The 17,635-nt window shown below is 60.1% G+C and carries 15 protein-coding genes; 5 read left to right on the top strand and 10 right to left on the bottom strand.

Annotation, left to right across the window (positions count from 1 at the left end; all coding sequences use genetic code 11):
• The first annotated feature begins 284 nt into the window (after positions 1–284).
• Entirely contained in the window at positions 285–1,676 is a 1,392-nt protein-coding gene (locus U5A08_RS10850) for an NAD-dependent succinate-semialdehyde dehydrogenase (RefSeq protein ID WP_253394750.1), read from the top strand.
• A gap of 56 nt (positions 1,677–1,732) precedes the next feature.
• A complete protein-coding gene (locus U5A08_RS10845; protein WP_253394748.1) occupies positions 1,733–2,188 on the top strand; it encodes a VOC family protein in 456 nt (151 codons plus the stop codon).
• Positions 2,189–2,504: 316 nt separating this feature from the next.
• Here U5A08_RS10845 and U5A08_RS10835 read toward each other — a convergent pair whose 3' ends face one another.
• The 6 genes from U5A08_RS10835 to pstS all read right to left on the bottom strand — a co-directional run bounded on the left by U5A08_RS10835 (position 2,505) and on the right by pstS (position 7,717).
• Entirely contained in the window at positions 2,505–3,095 is a 591-nt protein-coding gene (locus U5A08_RS10835; RefSeq protein ID WP_253394746.1) for a hypothetical protein, read from the bottom strand.
• Complete coding sequence (locus U5A08_RS10830; protein WP_253394743.1) at positions 3,092–3,793, bottom strand: hypothetical protein; 702 nt, start codon at positions 3,791–3,793, stop codon at positions 3,092–3,094. Before U5A08_RS10830 ends, U5A08_RS10835 begins: the two co-directional genes overlap by 4 nt.
• 104 nt (positions 3,794–3,897) lie before the next feature.
• Positions 3,898–4,659, bottom strand: coding sequence for a phosphate ABC transporter ATP-binding protein PstB (gene pstB, locus U5A08_RS10825; RefSeq protein WP_244652093.1), 762 nt, complete (start codon positions 4,657–4,659; stop codon positions 3,898–3,900).
• A 76-nt stretch (positions 4,660–4,735) separates the two neighbouring features.
• Positions 4,736–5,653, bottom strand: coding sequence for a phosphate ABC transporter permease PstA (gene pstA / locus U5A08_RS10820; protein ID WP_373423791.1), 918 nt, complete (start codon positions 5,651–5,653; stop codon positions 4,736–4,738).
• Positions 5,650–6,615 (bottom strand): phosphate ABC transporter permease subunit PstC, encoded by a 966-nt coding sequence (pstC, locus tag U5A08_RS10815; protein ID WP_253394741.1) that lies wholly within the window; start codon positions 6,613–6,615, stop codon positions 5,650–5,652. The genes pstA and pstC overlap by 4 nt, the downstream gene beginning before the upstream one ends.
• Before the next feature lie 73 nt (positions 6,616–6,688).
• Positions 6,689–7,717, bottom strand: a complete 1,029-nt coding sequence (pstS, locus tag U5A08_RS10810) for a phosphate ABC transporter substrate-binding protein PstS (protein WP_253394739.1) — start codon at positions 7,715–7,717, stop codon at positions 6,689–6,691.
• A 184-nt stretch (positions 7,718–7,901) separates the two neighbouring features.
• Between pstS and ppk2 the strand changes: the two genes are divergently transcribed.
• A complete protein-coding gene (ppk2, locus tag U5A08_RS10805) occupies positions 7,902–8,819 on the top strand; it encodes a polyphosphate kinase 2 (RefSeq protein WP_253394737.1) in 918 nt (305 codons plus the stop codon).
• 524 nt (positions 8,820–9,343) lie between these two features.
• Here ppk2 and U5A08_RS10800 read toward each other — a convergent pair.
• Entirely contained in the window at positions 9,344–9,730 is a 387-nt protein-coding gene (locus tag U5A08_RS10800; protein WP_098952667.1) for a hypothetical protein, read from the bottom strand.
• 241 nt (positions 9,731–9,971) lie between these two features.
• Here U5A08_RS10800 and U5A08_RS10795 point away from each other — a divergent pair, with 241 nt between their 5' ends.
• Together U5A08_RS10795 and U5A08_RS10790 are read left to right on the top strand one after the other, a co-directional pair.
• A complete protein-coding gene (locus U5A08_RS10795) occupies positions 9,972–10,196 on the top strand; it encodes a hypothetical protein (RefSeq protein ID WP_253394736.1) in 225 nt (74 codons plus the stop codon).
• A gap of 175 nt (positions 10,197–10,371) precedes the next feature.
• A complete protein-coding gene (locus tag U5A08_RS10790) occupies positions 10,372–11,139 on the top strand; it encodes an ATP-binding cassette domain-containing protein (RefSeq protein WP_095021401.1) in 768 nt (255 codons plus the stop codon).
• Positions 11,140–11,301: 162 nt separating this feature from the next.
• Here U5A08_RS10790 and fhuF read toward each other — a convergent pair whose 3' ends face one another.
• The 3 genes from fhuF to U5A08_RS10775 form a co-directional block, all read right to left on the bottom strand.
• On the bottom strand, positions 11,302–12,057 hold the full coding sequence (gene fhuF / locus U5A08_RS10785; RefSeq protein ID WP_321851470.1) for a siderophore-iron reductase FhuF: 756 nt from the start codon (positions 12,055–12,057) through the stop codon (positions 11,302–11,304).
• 90 nt (positions 12,058–12,147) lie between these two features.
• Positions 12,148–13,503 (bottom strand): lysine N(6)-hydroxylase/L-ornithine N(5)-oxygenase family protein, encoded by a 1,356-nt coding sequence (locus tag U5A08_RS10780; RefSeq protein WP_321851469.1) that lies wholly within the window; start codon positions 13,501–13,503, stop codon positions 12,148–12,150.
• A gap of 72 nt (positions 13,504–13,575) precedes the next feature.
• Complete coding sequence (locus U5A08_RS10775; protein WP_321851468.1) at positions 13,576–17,634, bottom strand: non-ribosomal peptide synthetase; 4,059 nt, start codon at positions 17,632–17,634, stop codon at positions 13,576–13,578.
• Position 17,635 lies beyond the last annotated feature (1 nt).

Here is a 17,635-nt window from a genome sequence, read left to right as displayed (position 1 = left end):
CCGAAACCCCAACCGCTCAAGCAGTCCGAGGTCTGGCGCAATGCTCGCCACCGCTGACGGCGGACAACTGGCGACGCGGATCGGCAGAGCGACACGCATCTTTTAGTGATGGTCGTCGCAGCCCTTGAAGTCAAGTGAATTCCCCTGCATGTCGTGTGTCTATGGACATGCGACCTTTCGCTCCATGCTTGAAACCCGTTCCTCGTGTACCTTCATCAGTCCCGGCACATGCACTCAGCGGCGGGTTGGCCCATTAGTCGAAACGGTTCTGGAGTAGCTTTTACATGGCATATGCAACGATCAATCCCTATACCGGCGAGACACTGCAGACCTTTCCCGATGCGACCGATGCAGAGGTCACCGCAGCCATCGCCAAGGCCCATGAGGCCTTCCTGGCCTGGAAGGACACGCCTTTCGCCGAGCGCGCACGCATCCTGCAGAATGCCGCCGATATCCTGCGCAAAGACAGCGACGCCTTTGCCAAGGTACTGACGCTGGAGATGGGCAAGCTGTTTGCCGAGGCGAAAGCCGAGGTCGAGCTGTCGGCAAAAATCTTCGAATACTACGTGCGCAATGCCGAAACCCTGCTCAAACCGGAGAAACTCCCGGTTCTCGACCCTGCCGAAGGTGAGGCGGTGCTCGTGTGCGAACCGCTCGGCGTGCTGCTGGCGATTGAGCCGTGGAATTTCCCTTATTACCAGATCGCCCGCATTCTGGCGCCGCAGCTTTCTGCCGGGAATACCGTGCTGCTGAAACACGCGGCGAATGTGCCGCAAAGCGCCGCGCGCTTTCAAAAGTTGATGAAGGATGCCGGTTTGCCTGATGGCGCCTTCCGTAATCTGTACGCCACGCGTTCGCAGATCGAGCTGATCATCAACGATGCCCGCGTGCAGGGCGTCGCCTTGACCGGCTCGGAAGGCGCCGGCGCGGTGGTGGCGTCACAAGCGGGCAAAGCGCTGAAAAAGTCCACCCTGGAACTCGGCGGCGCCGACGCCTTCGTCGTGCTGGCTGACGCGGACCTGGCGAAAACCAGCCAATGGGCGGTGTTCGGCCGGCATTGGAATGCCGGACAGGTCTGTGTGTCCTCCAAGCGCATGATCGTGGTCGATGCGGTCTATGACGACTTCCTTGCGCTCTATCGCAAGGGCGTCGCGGAATTGGTCGCCGGCGATCCCTTCGATGCGAAGACGACCCTGGCGCCGCTCTCCTCGCAAAGCGCCGCCAATGAGGTCAAGCAAAAGATCCTCGACGCGGTGAAGCTCGGCGCCAAGGCCGAAGAAGTCGGGCCACCCGTGCCTGTCGATGGGGCATTCGTGCAGCCGACGATCCTGACCGATGTCGCCGAGGACAACCCCGCTCGTTACTGGGAGTTCTTTGGCCCGGTGTCCATGGTGTTCCGCGCCAAGGATGAAGACGATGCAGTACGCATCGCCAACGACTCACCGTTCGGCCTCGGCGGCTCGGTGTTCACCCGGGATACGGCGCATGGCGCAGAAGTCGCGAAGAAAATCTCCACGGGGATGGTGTTCGTCAACCATCCGACCAAGGTCGAAGCCGATCTGCCTTTCGGTGGCGTGCGCCGCTCGGGGTACGGCCGCGAGCTGATCGGTCTCGGGCTCAAGGAGTTCGTCAACCACAAGCTGATTGTCGTGGTCGATATCGACGCACCGTTCTGAGTTTCAACAGCGCTCTTTGTCCCTAGAAACCGAAACCGAAATCGAGGAGACCTGACATGGTGAACGTCATCGGGATCGATCACTTGGCCATTCGTGTCAGTGATCTGGAACGCTCCAGGGCGTTCTATGATCAGGTACTCGGTTTCCTGGGATTCACCATCGAGTGGGAGTTCGACCGGGTTATTGGCTGGACCAACGGCGAAACCCTGTTCTGGATCACCGAAGCCGATGCCCAGGGTCGCAAACATAAGCACCGGACCGGCGATGTGGGCTATCACCACTATGCGTTCGAGCTGGGCGCGCGTGAGGACGTCGATGCGCTCTACGCATTCCTGCTGGATCAGGCGGTTACGATTGTCGACGCACCCGCTGACTATCCGGATTATGGCGAGGGCTACTATGCGGTCTATTTCCTCGACCCCGATGATCTGAAGCTCGAGGTGATGTTTTTCCTGGAAAAACAAAAGCGGCGCTTGCTCGGCAAATCACGAAGAAGTGATCACCAGAAATAACTGCCCAAGGTTTGTTCAGTGCGCAACTCGCGTCACTCGATTGGCGAGAACGCCGCACACATAAAACACAGCTTGGCCAGGCTGACGGCGCAACACCCACGCCAATGCGCAGTTCGTCGAATACCAATCCCAACGGTGTGCTGGCGGGCACAACGGCAGGATCTGCCAATGCTCGAAAGAACATGATTGCCCAGGGCTTGAGCCAATCATGTCGACGCGAAATGTTATGCCCCCTGACCAGGAACAGGCTATCCAGAACCTGGCTCAGTTCGGTCGTTATCAAAATGCCAGCGACGTGATGCGAGCGGGTTTGCGCTTATTGCGGTCGCTGCCAGGCCAGTTGCGCCTGGACTTCAGCGACGGCATCCAGGACCCGCAGCGCCCAGCTCTCATCCTCTGGCTTCACGACAACAACACGAAAGCCGTGATCATGCCCTTCAAGCCGCACGCCCTCGGAATCATCGACATGCAAGTCGATATCAAATGCTGGCGGAAATTTCGAGGGCGAGTTCAACAGTCCATGCGCGGTCAAGGCGCGGCTGTGCAGCACGCTGTTGACCACGCCGTCGACGCGGATGCCGTACAACAACAACCAGCGCCTGATGTAGGACGGCGCCCGGCCGGACGAGGTGTATACCCAGATACTGCAGCCCTGGCGCCGTAGCTCGCGGGTCAGGGAGCGTGTGCCCATGCGCAACGGCTCACCCAGCCAGCGGTGGACACAGGCAGGCAGGCGGCTGTGTTCAACGGCACAGTGGTGGAGTTGACAAGCCAAGGTGTCATCGATATCAAACGAAATACGGATGCGCTGGCGCCTGGTGAGTGGTATCGGCAGACAAGTCTTGGTGGCCCGCCACGCCCGCGCGCTAAAAACACGACATGTCGCCAGGATTGGATACCGGCTCATCCGTGGTCCCCCTGGGAGACGGGCAATGGCGTCTTGCTCAGAAAAAACGCCTCTGGATCAGGTGCTTGTTCTTCCAGGAAGGCTGCATATTTTTTCTTGATCTTGGGCAATTCGTACAAGGCCTTTACACCATGCTTGGCAGAGTTGCGTATCACCGATGAGGGGTTGAAGTAGCCCTCGGCGTTTTCCAGGGTCAGCACGAAGGGTGGCAAGCCTGCACGCATGAGCAAATAACTGACTATAAGCGACCCGCTGCGGTTGTTACCTTCAATGAACAATTGCGGCTTGCTGAGGATGCGGACATACACACCGGCCGCGCGCTTCCACACCGACTCGCTGCGATAGGCGCAATACCAGTTGTACAAGTCCTTTATTCCCCCCTCAACATTGTTGAAGAAGTGTTCCTCGGTAGCTGCCAAGTGCTCAGCGTATTCCAACCGGCGTGCCGGGTCTCGGCCACACAGAACGGTGGCATTGATCTCCAGCATCAGGTTCAGTTGCTGAAGGTTGAACAGATCGACGCCCCGCGCGACATAGTCATCAATCAGCGCATAGCCTTCAAGCACATTCTGCAACACCTCGTCGGTCAAGGGATCGCGCTGCTCGGTAAAGTGCCGGCTGAGCTCGGCAAAGCGGCCCTGCACCTTACGCAGTGCGCGTTCAATCGCGGGTAAATCAAGACGACGCATTGCAGACATTGGCGTTCCTGAGAAACAGTAGATAACAAAGCAAAACAACCGGGGCCGGCCAAGGCCGTTTTATCAGCGTTGGCGGCATGCGGTCTTGATCGGGCGTGTGTTGCCTAGCTGAATTTGCCGCTGATGTAATCGCCAGTCATCTGTTCTCGCGGGTTTTCGAAAATCTGCGCAGTGGAACCCATCTCCACCAGATAACCCGTGCGCGTGCCCTGGGAGATATCCACCGAGAAGAAGGCTGTCGTGTCAGCCACACGGATGGCCTGTTGCATGTTGTGGGTAACCAGGGCGATGGTGTAGTCCTTCTTCAACTCGACCATCAACTCCTCGACCCGACGGGTAGCGATCGGGTCGAGTGCCGAACACGGCTCATCCAGCAACAGCACTTCCGGCTCGGTCGCAATGGCCCGGGCGATGCACAGCCGTTGCTGCTGACCGCCCGAGAGGGACAGGCCGCTGACCTTGAGCTTGTCTTTGACCTCATCCCACAACGCAGCACCTTGCAGGGCGTGCTTTACGCGGTCGCCCAGGTCGCCCTTGTAGCGATTGAGACGCAGACCAAAAGCAACGTTGTCGAAGATGCTCATCGAGAACGGGTTGGGCTGTTGAAACACCATGCCGATATAGCGGCGCACGACCACGGGATCGACGCCCTTCCCATAAACGTCCTGCCCAAGGAAATGCACATGCCCCTCAAAACGAAAGCCCTTGACCAGATCATTCATGCGATTGAGGCTACGCAACACGGTGCTTTTTCCGCAGCCGGAAGGACCGATAAACCCGGTGATTTTGTTCTTTTCAATTGGCACGTGGCTGTCACGTACAGCCATGAAGTTGCCATAGAAAATCTTGTCAAGCTTGCAGTCCATGACCACAGGTGTCTGCGTGACAAACGGAGCGGCTATTTGCGCAGTTGATACGTTCAAAATTCAGATGCTCCCGTTTTCAGTACTTGGGCTTGCCGAAAATACGGCTGACAACGTTCACGACCAGCACGATCATTACCAGCACCAGCGAAGCCGCCCACGCGAGTTCGAGTTGGTTGTCGAAGGGCATGCCAGAGAAGTTGTAAATCAGTACGGCAAGCGATGCTGTCGGATTCATCACCGCCAGGCTGCCGTCGTGGTAGATCCAGTAGTTGCTGAACAGCGCAGTAAACAACAACGGTGCGGTTTCGCCAGCGGCACGTGCCACAGCCAACATCACGCCCGTAAGGATCGCCGGCATGCCGGTAGGCAAGATGATTTTCCAGATAACCTGCGAGCGGGTGCAGCCCATGCCGTAGGCGGCGTCCTTCATGATCTTAGGCACCATCCGCATCGACTCTTCAGCCGTCAGCACGACAATGGGTAGCATCAGTACCGCCAATGCCACGCCACCGGCCGGTGCCGAGTAGGTACCGGTGGTCATGACCACCAGGGCGTAGGCAAACACCCCGGCCAGAATGGAAGGCAGGCCCGTGAGCATCTTGGCGGCAAAACGCGCGGCGCTTGCCATCTTGCTGTCGGGGCCAAGTTCCGCCAGGAAGATGGCGGCCATGATGCCGACCGGTACCGCGATCGCGGCCGCAATACCGACCATCACGAAGGTGCCTGCCATCGCGTTGCCAAAACCGCCGCCCGTCTCGAAACCGGTAGGCGGCAACTCGGTGAATACCTCCAGGCTCAGGCGCGCCCCGCCGCGAGTGATCAGCATATAGAGCACGGAAATCAGCGGCACGCTGGCCAGCAGCGCGCCAGCCCAGACCAGCGTGGTCAACACCAGACTGCGCAGGGCGCGGCCTTCGAACTTGCGCTGCAGGCTGGGCAAGACGCCCACCGGCGAGCTCAAACTGCTTGCAGGAGAAGTGAGGTCAGTCATCATTTGGTACCCCGCTGGGCGTAAAGCATGATCATGGAGCCGAGGATGTTCACCACCAGTGTGATGAACATCAGCACCAGTGCGGCGTACATCAACACCTCGATCTCGTTGGGCCCAGCTTCGGGGAAGTTCAGCGCCAACAAGGCGGCCAGCGTATTGGCAGGGGCAAACAGAGAAAGCGAAATGTTGTTCGCGTTACCCACCAGCATGGCCAACGCCATGGTTTCACCCAGCGCGCGGCCCAGGCCGAGGACCAAGGAGCCGAAAATGCCTGTGGCAGCGGACGGCACCATCACTTTGAGAATCGCTTCCCAATGGGTGGTCCCCATGCCGTAGGCGGCCTGCTTGGTTTTCATCGGTACACTGGTAAGTGCGTCCTGCGAAACGGCGGCAATGGTCGGCAAAATCATGATGGCCAGTACCAGCGCCGCAGGGAGTAGGCCCGGCCCGCTCAAGGAGGTGCCGAAGAAAGGAATCCAACCCAGTTCGCTGTTCAACCACGCCGTGAGCGGGCGAATCGCCGGGATCACCACGTAAATCCCCCACAGCCCATAGACGACGCTGGGGATGGCTGCGAGCAATTCGACAATGGTGCGAAAGACGGCTGCCAATCTCGCAGGCAGGAAATCCTGTGTCAGGAAAATCGCCATGCTGACGCCGAAAAAACCTGCGATCAGCAACGCGATCAGGGCGCTGTAAAGCGTGCCCCAAATAGCCGGCAGAATGCCGTACTTACCTTGGTTAACGTCCCAGACGCTGCCGAAAATCACGTCAAAACCGTGCTTTTCCATGCCTGGAAGGGCCTTGCGTCCTACCTCGAAGACCAAGGCGAAGACCAACGCCAGAATCAAAATCCCCCCTATTCGCGCAAGCGCACGGAAGGTGCGATCAACCAGCAAATCCTTCGTAGAGGGAGGCTGGCAGGCAGAATCCGGGTTAACCGGTACGACAAAAGGTGTGTTCATTGGCTAATTCCGGAGCGGGGGGAAACTCTTCCGGCATGGCTGAGCGCACACACCGAAAGAGGCCTCATGAGCGTTACTGGATGTTGGCGGACGCTTTGCGAACCTGATCGACAACCGACGGTGGCAGCGGGATGTAACCCATCGAGTCGGCAATTTTCTGCCCTTCGGTCAGGCTGTACTCGACCATTTCACGCATGGCCTTGGCCTTGGCCGGGTTACCGTTGTCCTTACGGAAGATCATCCAGGTGTAGGAAGTGATCGGGTAGGACTTGGCACCGTCCGGGTCCGGCAACCAGGCCACCAGGCTTTTCGGCATGTTCACCGCGGCCAGCGCTTCGGCACCGCTTTCGGCGTTCGGCACAACGTACTGACCGGCCTTGTTCTGCAACTGGGCGAAGTCAACCTTGGCCAACTTGGCGAAGCCGTATTCGATATAACCGATAGCGCCCGGGGTCTGGCGAACCGTGGCGGTCACACCATCGTTCTTGGGCGATTTGATGAATTTGTCACTGGCTGGCCAGTTGACGGTGTTGCCTTCACCCAGCGCCTTCTGGAATTCCGGGTTGATCGCTGACAGGTGCTTGGTGAATACCGCAGTGGTACCGCTGGAGTCGGCACGCACCACCACGGTGATCGGCGTATCGGTCAGCTTCAGGCCAGGGTTGGCGGCGACGATCTGCGGATCGTTCCACTTGGTGATCTTGCCCAGGAAGATGTTGGAATAGACATCGCGCGGCAGCTTCAGGCCCTTGGGATTGCCTGGCAGGTTATAGGCCAGCACGATTTCACCTGCCGTCATCGGCAGCAACTGCACGCCCTCGGCAACCTTGGCGATATCTTCGTCTTTCATGGCCGAGTCGCTGGCCGCGAAATCCACGGTTTTATTCAGGAAATCCTGCACACCCGCGCCGCTGCCCTTGGATTGATAATCCACAGTGACATCTGCGGTTTTTTTGCTGAAATCCTTGAACCAGGTGAGGTAGATCGGTGCAGGAAAACTGGCGCCGGAACCGGTCAGACGAACATTCTCGGCAGCAAATACCGAGGTGGCACTAAGAGAAACCGCAACGGCGAGTGCAGCAGACTTCATCAGACGTTTCATTCAGGAAAATCCTTGTGATTACGGGCTACCGAACTCTGCAGCAGCCTTGTTACGTTTTTATGAAAAATGAATGGCAAACAGCACTCTTTTCGCCTTTTGCCGAGGCAGCGACATATTTTGTTGTAATTGCCTCGTAACAAATTTCGACTAAGACTTTGCCATCCCCACGACGCGAGTTCCGCCCATGCTCTCCACAGAAGACGCCTTGATACAGCGCATCCACCGTGAGCTGCTTGATCACAGTGACGAAGAGCTGGAACTGGAATTATCCGAAGACGGGCACGACCTGAACGCCCTGTTTGATGAACAGGTAGAAGAAGGCAGCGAGAAGGCCGCCAGAAGGATTTACTTCAGTGAACTGTTCCGCCTGCAAGGCGAACTGGTGAAGCTGCAAAGCTGGGTTGTCAAGACTGGCGCCAAAGTCGTCATCCTGTTCGAAGGGCGCGATGCCGCCGGCAAAGGCGGTGTGATCAAGCGTATTACCCAACGGCTCAACCCTCGCGTCTGTCGCGTCGCCGCCCTGCCCGCCCCCAACGACCGTGAACGGACGCAATGGTACTTCCAACGCTATGTTTCACACCTGCCGGCAGCCGGTGAAATCGTGCTGTTCGACCGCAGTTGGTACAACCGCGCAGGCGTCGAACAAGTCATGGGTTTTTGCGACGAAGATCAGTACGAAGAGTTCTTCCGCACCGTACCCGAGTTCGAGCGCATGCTAGCCCGCTCCGGCATCCAACTGATCAAGTATTGGTTCTCGATTTCCGACCAGGAACAGCATCTGCGCTTTCTCAGTCGCATTCACGACCCACTCAAGCAATGGAAGCTCAGCCCCATGGACCTGGAGTCTCGGCGGCGCTGGGAAGCGTATACAAAGGCCAAGGAAATCATGCTCGAACGCACCCACATCGCAGAAGCGCCGTGGTGGGTGGTGCACGCCGATGACAAGAAGAAAGCCAGGCTCAACTGCATCTCTCACCTGCTCGGGCAGATGCCCTATGAAGAAGTGGAGCTACCGGTGATCGAACTGCCGCAACGCGTCAGACAGGAGGACTATTCCCGCAGTCCGACACCACCGGAACTCATCGTGCCTCAGGTTTATTAATACAGGCCGCACTGAAGCGCTCTGTGCCTGGGTGGGTAATTGCACGGACTTGCCCACCCATTTGCATTCGACCTGACCAGTCATTTGCATCGGATTTGACCAGTACGATTCGTGGGCATGATCGGGAGAGAACGGCCCAAAGCAGTCGTAATCCAGCTTTCGAGTCATGGCTTGAACGGATCGATCCAGCCAGGCCGAAGTCCTGCCTCGTATTCTTGGCGTACGTAGTCGAGCGACTCTGCGCATCCCATTTCCGCCTCGATAGCGCCTATGCATGCCCAGCAATCCCCGCCGGTATTGCCTGATAGGGGATCTTCCGTATTGTCGAGTAGGCGTGCGCAGATCGTGCAGTGTTGCGGCTTTTTGCTGTTTGTCATAACACTCTTCCGATACGTTCCGTCTTAGCATCTGGCGTGTTACCCCGAGGAGCAGCAACGGCCAAAAGCAGCTCCTCAATTCAGGGGCGTTTTCGTCCGAAAAACACCATTCAGAAATGTCTGAAAGAGGACGCGCAGGCACCTACCTCAAGGACGATGCAGTCCTGTCGCATCTCGCCAGTACAAGGTTTGTTCGAACTGAAAGCTAATAAGAAAGAAGGCCGAACACGATTGAAATATGGACTGAGCGATTTTATCCAAATCTTCCATAGCCGACTCCCCCTCTGGTTCGGGCCCTTTTATTCTGATGGTGCAACGCACCGCGACAGGGAAGGCGATACCCATTGTATTCTCAGCATAAATCGTAGGGTCGTCGAGTACGTCTTTGGTACTCAATTTAAGTCCCGAGTTAAATTCAGCGTATAGCCCATTTCCTGCGACCTCTATTTCCCAGGCACCAGCATTCGCAAGTGCTTTGCTCAGCGTCGAAATTGTGAGCGTATTATCAGCTTCCAAGCATAGATCAAGACTCATGAATCCTCCCTTTTCCTTGGCTGCACACTTGCACCAAAATTTCTGAATGCGATCTTCTCGACAGTGTATTTGGCTAGCGGTTTGAATGTCTGCTCCTGGCCGATTGTGTTGAAAAAGTCGGCCATGGTTTCCACGGCAGAAAAGTATGCGCTTGAGATTGAAATCTTTACTTTGAGCAGAGGGTTCCGGGCTCAGATTTCGCGTAGCCGCGCACAAGAAAGGCATCTTCAGCAGTCAGTACATGCGCAGCCTGGAAGGATCGACTTTTTCAACACAATCGGCCGTTCTCTGCCGATCATGGTTTCAACGCATGCCGGTCAAATCCGACGCAATCGCGGGTCAGGTCGAACGCAAACGGGTGGTCAAGTGGCGTGCAACTTCGCACCGGGGCACCTTCACCCGCGTCGCCGACCTGAAGGCAGCTATCCGCCCATTTATCGAAGCTCACATTGCAAGCAACGTCTGAAAGGTGAACGACGCTCATCACATTTGAGTGGAGAGCCGCAAACCGATGGTTTCAAGAAACAACGAATGAACCCTGCGAGGATAACGCGCCATCTTCACCGACGCGCACCACACAACCTTTGATAATGCTTCTTGTTTGCTCTAAATTAGTGTCTTTTTTGCCCTAGGACCTTCCAATGTTCGAGTTGCAGGCCGTCTCTTTCGAAATCCCCGAGCGCACCCTCCTGCACCCGCTGGACCTGACCCTGCCCGATGGCCAGATCATCGGTTTGATCGGGCATAACGGCTCCGGGAAATCGACCCTCCTCAAGTTGCTTGCCCGCCAGCAAGCCGCGAGCCAGGGAACGGTAACGCTCGATGGCGTGCCGTTGTCGGCCTGGAAAAACCGCGAGTTCGCACGGCAGGTGGCCTACTTGCCGCAACAACTGCCCGCCGCCGACGGCCTCACCGTGCGCGAACTGGTGCGCTTTGGCCGCTACCCGTGGCATGGCGCCCTGGGACGCTTGAGCGAGCAGGATCACGCGCAGGTCGAACAGGCCCTGGAACTGACTCACACCACTGCCTATGCCGACCGCCTGGTGGACAACCTCTCTGGCGGCGAACGCCAGCGGGTCTGGCTGGCCATGCTGCTGGCACAGAACAGCCGCTATCTGCTGCTCGACGAGCCGACCTCGGCTTTAGACATTGCTCATCAGGTCGAGGTACTGGGGTTGATTCGCGAATTGAGCCACAAGCTGGACCTCGGCGTGGTCGTGGTACTGCATGAGATCAACATGGCCGCGCGTTACTGCGACCACCTGGTGGCGTTGCACAGCGGCCGGTTGCTGATCCAGGGCCCACCGGCGGACTTGATGAACAGTGAAGTCCTGGAGTCCATCTACGGCATCAGCATGGGCGTCATGCCGCACCCGCGCGATGGATCGGCGATCAGTTTTCACTACTGAGTGATTCCACCGGGTCGCAGTTTTTTCGGGGGGGCGGCGTTAGCCGGGATGGCATCTTGCTAGCGAATCCGTGTGTCAGCAACGCAGCCTCGCGAACATGTGCGCGCCACATACAATCCATTCGCTTGGCGCGCAGCGGGATCAAATCCCCACATGTGTCCCTCAGGCACAAACCCGCTTGCCGGATGGCTTGACCTTAAGCGGACAGTTGCCGCATAACTCGAGCTCGGGCAACAGGTAGCGCACGCAGCAGACCTTACGCTCGCGGCGCAAGCTGGCTTGACCGTGTTCATCGTTGATGGGCAGATACTGCACCGGTTGGAAAAGCGGATTGCGGGTACCATCGGGGCGGGTCTTGGTTTCCAGCAAGAGGCGGCCTGGCGCCAGGCGTTCGGCGGGCATGCCGGCCTTGGCCATCAGGTTGAGCAGGTTTTCGAAGTAGTTGCCCGCATTGCTCCACAGCACCTTGGGCGACAGCTTCACCTGACTGGCCATGGCCTGGAACAGCGGCTGCAAGTGATCGTCCAGCAAGCCCGAGAACAGCTCGAACGGATCGCTTACATCGGCCGCGAACGGCTCGCCTTTGCCGATCAGGCGAAACGCCTGGGGCAAGAGCTCCTCATCCAACACCAGGGCTGTGTCGGCCAGGGACAGCGGCAGACGCCAGCGCAACAGCAACGTGGCCCCCATCACAGGTGGCAGCAGCTTGACGATGTAGTGCTTCGCCCACAACGACACCAAGGCACGGCGGTCGCTACCGCTGTAGCGCAGGCCGAAGCGGCCTTGCAAGTCGCCAAAAGCGCTGGGCGCCAACAGCGTGTGGTAGGGGGTGGCCGGACGAGGATCGTCGTCCAGCACCAACACTTCCCGGTAGGTTTCGAAATCACCACGAAACAGCGGTGCAAGCACGTCGATCATCAGCCCCTGGCACCCTTGTTCATGAAAATGGACAAATGAGAAACAACATCATTTACCCAGCATACCCGATCGGCCGCCAATATTCAGCCATCAGGCCGAGACGCTTAGACCGGCCGCGCGGCGGGCTTCAGGGGCCGATTGGGGCTGACGAATGCCCTCCAGTCGCTTCTCCAGGGCGGCAGCGATCTCCCCGGAGCGTGCCGGCAGCACAGACAATAGCGTGTCGCTCAGGCCATGGGACTGCTGGCTGAAGCCCTGGATAAAGACCGGTGTTTCCAGCTCCGGGCGTGCCAGCAGTTGATAATCGCGATCGACCTGGAAGTCGTCCAGATAGTCTTTGAGTGGGGCGAGCAGTTCGCGATGCGAACGACGTTCGTAGCCGGTAGCCAGGATCACCGCGTCGTAGCGCCGCGCCTCGGTGCTGCCCGTGCCGAGGTCGCGCAGTTGCAATTGCACGCGGCCATCAACCTCACTGGCGCTTTCGATCATTCGCCGGCAGAGGAAACCATGGCGATTGATGCCGGAGACTTTCTGGCGATAGAGAATTCCGTAGATGCGCTGGATCAGGCTCAGGTCCACCACCGAGTAGTTGGTGTTGTGGTACTCGCGGATCAGCCGCTCGCGCTCGGTTTCCGGCTGATTGAACACCAGGTCGGTGTAATCGGGGCCGAAAATTTCGTTGACGAACGGGCTGTCGTCAGCAGGCTTGAGCACGCCAGCGCGCAGGATTATGTCAACCTGCACGTTCGGGTAGCTGTCATTGAGGTCAATGAAGGCCTCGGCGGCGCTCTGCCCGGCACCGACCACGGCGATACGCATCGGCTCTCCACGGGTGCACGGCTGGGTGGCCATGGCCGACAAGTAACGGCCATGGTGGAACACCCGTGGGTCGTCCTTGAAGCCGGCAAACGCCTGGGGAACCTTCGGTGTGCCACCCGTGCTGACGATCACCGAGCGGGCCTGGCGGCTCACTTCGCGACCGTGCAAGTTCTGGCTGATGACATTCAGATGCCGCACCCGACCGCCCGCTTCGACCACCGGTTCGACGCGCAGCACGTGCTCGCCATAACGGCTCTGCTCGGCGAATTGCATAGCGACCCAACGCAGGTAGTCGTTGTACTCCATGCGGCACGGATAGAACGAGCCCAGGTTGATGAAGTCCACCAGCCGGCCATGGACCTTGAGGTAGTTGACGAACGAGAAACGGCTGGACGGATTGCGCAGGGTCACCAAGTCCTTGAGGAAGGAAATCTGCAGTTCGCTTTGGGCGACCAGGGTGTTGCCGTGCCAGTTATAGTCGGACTGGCGCTCCAGGAAGAGCGCGTCGAAGGCCTTGCCGCCCTGCTCCGCGCGCTCTTGCAAGGCAATGGCCAGGGCCAGGTTGGAAGGGCCGAAGCCGATGCCAATCAGGTCGTGGGGAGCCGCCGGGGTGAGGTGCTGGGTCATGTGACCGATTCCTTCCAGAGAGGGTGAGAGAGCGGGCCGGAACATCGGGGCCGGCCGCCAGATAACGTGTTCTTAGAAGACGCTCGCGGCCTTGGCAAATTTAGCGCCCTCTGGTCGCTTAGCTGATTCAAGGGCCGCTAAGGACCGCGCCAGGTCGGTCATGAATCCCGGGTGGCGGATAATGTCCAGATGGTGCGCATCCGCCACGCAGCGCTGCTCGACGACGTTGACCAGGGTGCTCCAGTCGCGCAGGCGTTCGCTGCGGGTCAGGGAGTCGGCGGCCTGCCAGACATGCGCGTCTATCGCCAGTGGCGCATGCACATGGCGGGCAGCTTTCAATCGCTTGTCGAGCAACGCCCACTGTTCGAATTCCCGAGACAGTAGATCCGGCCCGTCGCTGGGCAATTGCCCGTCGCAAGCCAGCACATGTTCGGCCAGGGCATCGCGCTCAGGGTCGTCCATCAGCGCGAACAACCCACGCCACTGGGCAGCCATGGTCGAGCGGGCCAGCCAACTGTCCAGCAGTGGTTGCGCCTGGGCGCGCGCGGCCTTGTCGAGCGGCTGCCGTGGATGGAATGGCACCGACTCGAACACATCCACCAAGCAAAGCACATCTACTTGGGCGCGCCCTTGCAGCAAGCGCGCAGTCTCCAGGGCCAACTCGCCCCCGGACGACCAGCCGAGCAAGGCGCAGCGTCCGCCCTTGACGGTGCGGGCAATGTAGTCCGCGTACTCGCCGGCCAGCGCTGGCAAGTCGTAGCCACGCCAACGCTGTTCGGTATAGACATGGCTGACAAAGCCATACACCGGCCGTTGCCCCCCCAGGGCATCCACCAGCGGCTTGAATTCGCTGCTGTTGACGATCAACCCCGGCAGACAAAACAGCGGCACGCCGTCGCCCGAACGCGACAAAAACACCACGTCCGGGTCGGTCACTGGCGGTGGGGCCAAGCGTTCGGCCAAGGCGGCGAGGCTCGGGGCATTGAGCAGGTCGGCCAGGCTCAGCTTGCGCTCCCCTTGCAGGCCCTGCTTGCGGATGCGCGCAAGCAATTTGAGGCTGAGCAACGAGTCGCCGCCCAGTTCGCCAAACGATGCGTCGCGGGAAATATCGCTACGCCCCAGCAGGTCGCTCCATAACTGCGCCAGCGCCTGTTCCACCGGGCCGCGCGGGCCCTCGCTCACGGGCAGGATGGTCTGCGTCGTCGGCAATGCGCGACGGTCGAGTTTGCCATTGGCGGTCAGTGGCAGTTGCTCCAGCACTGTCCAGTGGGATGGCACCAAGGCGTCCGGCAATTGGATAGCCAAGGACTGGCGCACGGTTTCCACGGCAGTCCCGGCCGCCAGCACCAGATAGGCATGCAACTGGTCACCGCCGTCTTGACCGGGCACGGCGATCACCGCCGCGTTGCGTACCCCGGCCAGATGGCGGATAGCGGTGCTGACTTCGCCAGGCTCAACCCGGTAGCCACGGATTTTCACCTGATCATCGCTGCGGCCCAGATATTCCAGGCTGCCATCGTCGAGGCGGCGCACGCGATCACCGCTGCGATACAGACGCGCACCGGGCGCGCCATACGGGTCCGGCACGTAGCGTTCGGCGGTCAAGCCCGGCCGGCCCGAATAACCCTGGGTGACGCCAGGGCCGCCCAGGTACAACTCGCCCATCACGCCCCTCGCCACCGGATTCAGATAGGCATCCAGGACCCGGGCCTCGACGCCAGCCAGCGGGGTGCCGATGGGCAACGTGCGGGCGTGCAGGCGATCCGCATTGGCGGCGTCCTGGCACAGCGCGCCAACCGAGGTCTCGGTGGGGCCGTAGTGGTTGAAAATTCGTAATTGCGGGGCGAGCTTGCGAATCTCATCGAGCAGCCGCCAGGAAGTGGCTTCGCCGCCGAGGATCAACGTGTGCCGTGGCAGCACTTGGGCCGGTTCGCGGGCGTTAAGCAAGGCCTGCAAATGACTTGGGGTGATTTTCAGTACGTCGGCGCCCTGCTCGCCTTGCCACTGGGCAAAGGCGTCGGGGTCGAAGGCATGCTCATCGTCGGCCAGGTGCAGCAGGCCACCCTGGCTCAGGGCGGCGAACAGCACCGTATGACCGAGGTCGGCGGCCACTGTCGAGACCATGGCGAAACTGCTGTTCGCAGGCCATTGCAGGCGCTGGCCCAGCCCTGCGACATACGCGGCCAAGTTGCCGCGACTGGCGACCACCGCCTTCGGCGCGCCGCTGGAACCCGAGGTGTAGATCAAATAGGCCGGCAACTGCGGCACCTGGATCGGCCAGGCTGCCAGCGACGAGGGCATCGGCACGTCCAGATCCAGCGCCAGCCAGTCCAGGCCAGGCACTTGAGGGTCGTCACCCAATACCAAGCACACACCGCTGTCGGCCAACACCGCAGCGCGGCGTTCGGCCGGCCAGCGCACATCGATGGGCACATAGGCAGCGCCGCACTTGAGCACCGCCAGGATGCCGGTCACCAGTCCCGGCGTGCGTCCGGTCAGCAACGCCACCCTGGCACCGGGACCGACGCCACGGGCCAGCAGGTGTTGGCCAAGGGCCTCGGCGGCGTGGTCGATGTGTGCGCGACTGAAGGTAGTACCGTTGCAGGTCAAGGCTGCGGCGTCAGGGTTGAGACGATGCTGGCGCTGCCAGGCGACAAGCACATCTTCAGCGGCGATTGCCGGGGCATCGGCGCGGTCTACAGGCCCGACGGCCAGTTCCAGCAACGGTCGGTCCGGCGCCAGGCTGACGGCGTCGGCCAGTGCAGACAGACTAGCGGCCAAGGTCTTGATGCGCTCGTCGTCGAACAGGTCGCAGGCGTAGGCGATCAGCACGTCGATGCCATCGGCACGGTCAGTGAAATCCACGCTCAGGTCGAAATGCACGTCGCCCGCCGCCAGCCCGTCGAGGCTCATGGACAGGTCGGCGAAGCGCTGTGGTCGGCTGGCCGACTGCTCAGTGCACTTAACCTGAAACAGCGGATGCGTGCCCGCCTCACGGGGTGGCGCCAGGGCCTGCAACAATTGGTCGAACGGCAGTTGGGAATGTTCCTGAGCCTCGAGCAAGGTGCCGCGCACCTGATTCAGTAGCACGGTAAAACTGCATAGCTCGTCGACGCGGGTGCTCAACACGCTCAAGGTGGTGAAGTAGCCCACCACGCGCTGGGTTTCGGCACGGCTGCGGTTGGCCAGCGGCGAGCCGATGCTGACCCTGTCGGCACCGCTCTGGCGTGCGAGCAAAAGGTTAAGCAGCGCCAGCATGGCCATGAACGTGGTCGCGCCGTTGGCCTTGGCAAGGCTGCGCAAGCGTTCGCTGGTGTGCGCTGGCAATTGCACGCGCACGCTCGCCCCACGCGGGTCGCGAACCGCGCTGCGTGGGCGGTCCAGCGGCAGCGCCAAGGGTGTGTGATCGTCGCCGAGTTGCTTTCGCCAATAATCGAGTTGCCGGGCCTGCTCTCCAGCATCCAGCCAGCGTTGCTGCCAACCGGCGTAATCGGCGTATTGCACGGCCAGCGGCGACCATTGCACAGCCTGTCCCTGGCAGCGCGCGGCATAAGCCGCGGCCAGGTCTTCGATGATCAGGCCGATGGACCAGCCATCGGCGAGAATATGGTGCAGGACGATGACCAGCCGATGCTGCTGTAGGTCCAGGCGATGCAACTCCAGGCGCAGTGCCGGTCCGGCTAGCAGGTCGAATGGCTCGCAAGTCAGTGCCTGGGCCCGGTGCCGCGATGCGTCCTCGTCCGGTTCGAGGTACGCCAGTGCCTGAAACCGAGCGGGGTTGACGTATTGCTGAGGCTCGCCGTCGGCGTCCTGAGTGAAGGACGTACGCAGCGCTTCGTGGCGCACGAGCAAATCGTTGCAAGCCTGCTCCAGGGCGCCGACATTCAACACCCCCCCCAGGCGCAGCACGCCCGCCAGGTTGTAGGCCGGGCTGTCGGGCTCGCGCTGCCAGGCGATCCACAGGCCGCGCTGGGCAGCGGACAACGGCGAGGCGTCCGGCCGAGGCAGCGCGACCATGGGCAGGTCGGTGAAGCGGATACCGTTTTCCTCGAGCTTGGCGAGGAAGGCCTGGCGCCGTTCAGGGGTCAGCTCGGCGAAACGCCGGGCGATTTGGTGCGGATCGATACTCATC

The sequence above is a fragment of the Pseudomonas paraveronii genome, from assembly GCF_963681955.1.
GTDB classification, from domain to species: Bacteria; Pseudomonadota; Gammaproteobacteria; order Pseudomonadales; family Pseudomonadaceae; genus Aquipseudomonas; species Aquipseudomonas paraveronii.
The sequence above is the reverse complement of the archived record's forward strand: the minus strand, read 5'-3'. Positions and strand labels throughout refer to the sequence as shown.

What these genes read in the sequence shown, in the direction of transcription:
- ppk2 (WP_253394737.1), top strand. Translation starts at nt 7,902, where the DNA reads ATGCTCTCCACAGAAGACGCCTTGATACAGCGCATCCACCGTGAGCTG.
- U5A08_RS10830 (WP_253394743.1), bottom strand. Translation starts at nt 3,793, where the DNA reads ATGTCTGCAATGCGTCGTCTTGATTTACCCGCGATTGAACGCGCACTG.
- U5A08_RS10790 (WP_095021401.1), top strand. Translation starts at nt 10,372, where the DNA reads ATGTTCGAGTTGCAGGCCGTCTCTTTCGAAATCCCCGAGCGCACCCTC.
- pstA (WP_373423791.1), bottom strand. Translation starts at nt 5,653, where the DNA reads ATGATGACTGACCTCACTTCTCCTGCAAGCAGTTTGAGCTCGCCGGTG.
- U5A08_RS10845 (WP_253394748.1), top strand. Translation starts at nt 1,733, where the DNA reads ATGGTGAACGTCATCGGGATCGATCACTTGGCCATTCGTGTCAGTGAT.
- U5A08_RS10775 (WP_321851468.1), bottom strand. Translation starts at nt 17,634, where the DNA reads ATGAGTATCGATCCGCACCAAATCGCCCGGCGTTTCGCCGAGCTGACC.
- U5A08_RS10780 (WP_321851469.1), bottom strand. Translation starts at nt 13,503, where the DNA reads ATGACCCAGCACCTCACCCCGGCGGCTCCCCACGACCTGATTGGCATC.
- fhuF (WP_321851470.1), bottom strand. Translation starts at nt 12,057, where the DNA reads ATGATCGACGTGCTTGCACCGCTGTTTCGTGGTGATTTCGAAACCTAC.
- pstS (WP_253394739.1), bottom strand. Translation starts at nt 7,717, where the DNA reads ATGAAACGTCTGATGAAGTCTGCTGCACTCGCCGTTGCGGTTTCTCTT.
- U5A08_RS10850 (WP_253394750.1), top strand. Translation starts at nt 285, where the DNA reads ATGGCATATGCAACGATCAATCCCTATACCGGCGAGACACTGCAGACC.
- U5A08_RS10835 (WP_253394746.1), bottom strand. Translation starts at nt 3,095, where the DNA reads ATGAGCCGGTATCCAATCCTGGCGACATGTCGTGTTTTTAGCGCGCGG.
- U5A08_RS10795 (WP_253394736.1), top strand. Translation starts at nt 9,972, where the DNA reads ATGCGCAGCCTGGAAGGATCGACTTTTTCAACACAATCGGCCGTTCTC.
- U5A08_RS10800 (WP_098952667.1), bottom strand. Translation starts at nt 9,730, where the DNA reads ATGAGTCTTGATCTATGCTTGGAAGCTGATAATACGCTCACAATTTCG.
- pstB (WP_244652093.1), bottom strand. Translation starts at nt 4,659, where the DNA reads ATGGACTGCAAGCTTGACAAGATTTTCTATGGCAACTTCATGGCTGTA.
- pstC (WP_253394741.1), bottom strand. Translation starts at nt 6,615, where the DNA reads ATGAACACACCTTTTGTCGTACCGGTTAACCCGGATTCTGCCTGCCAG.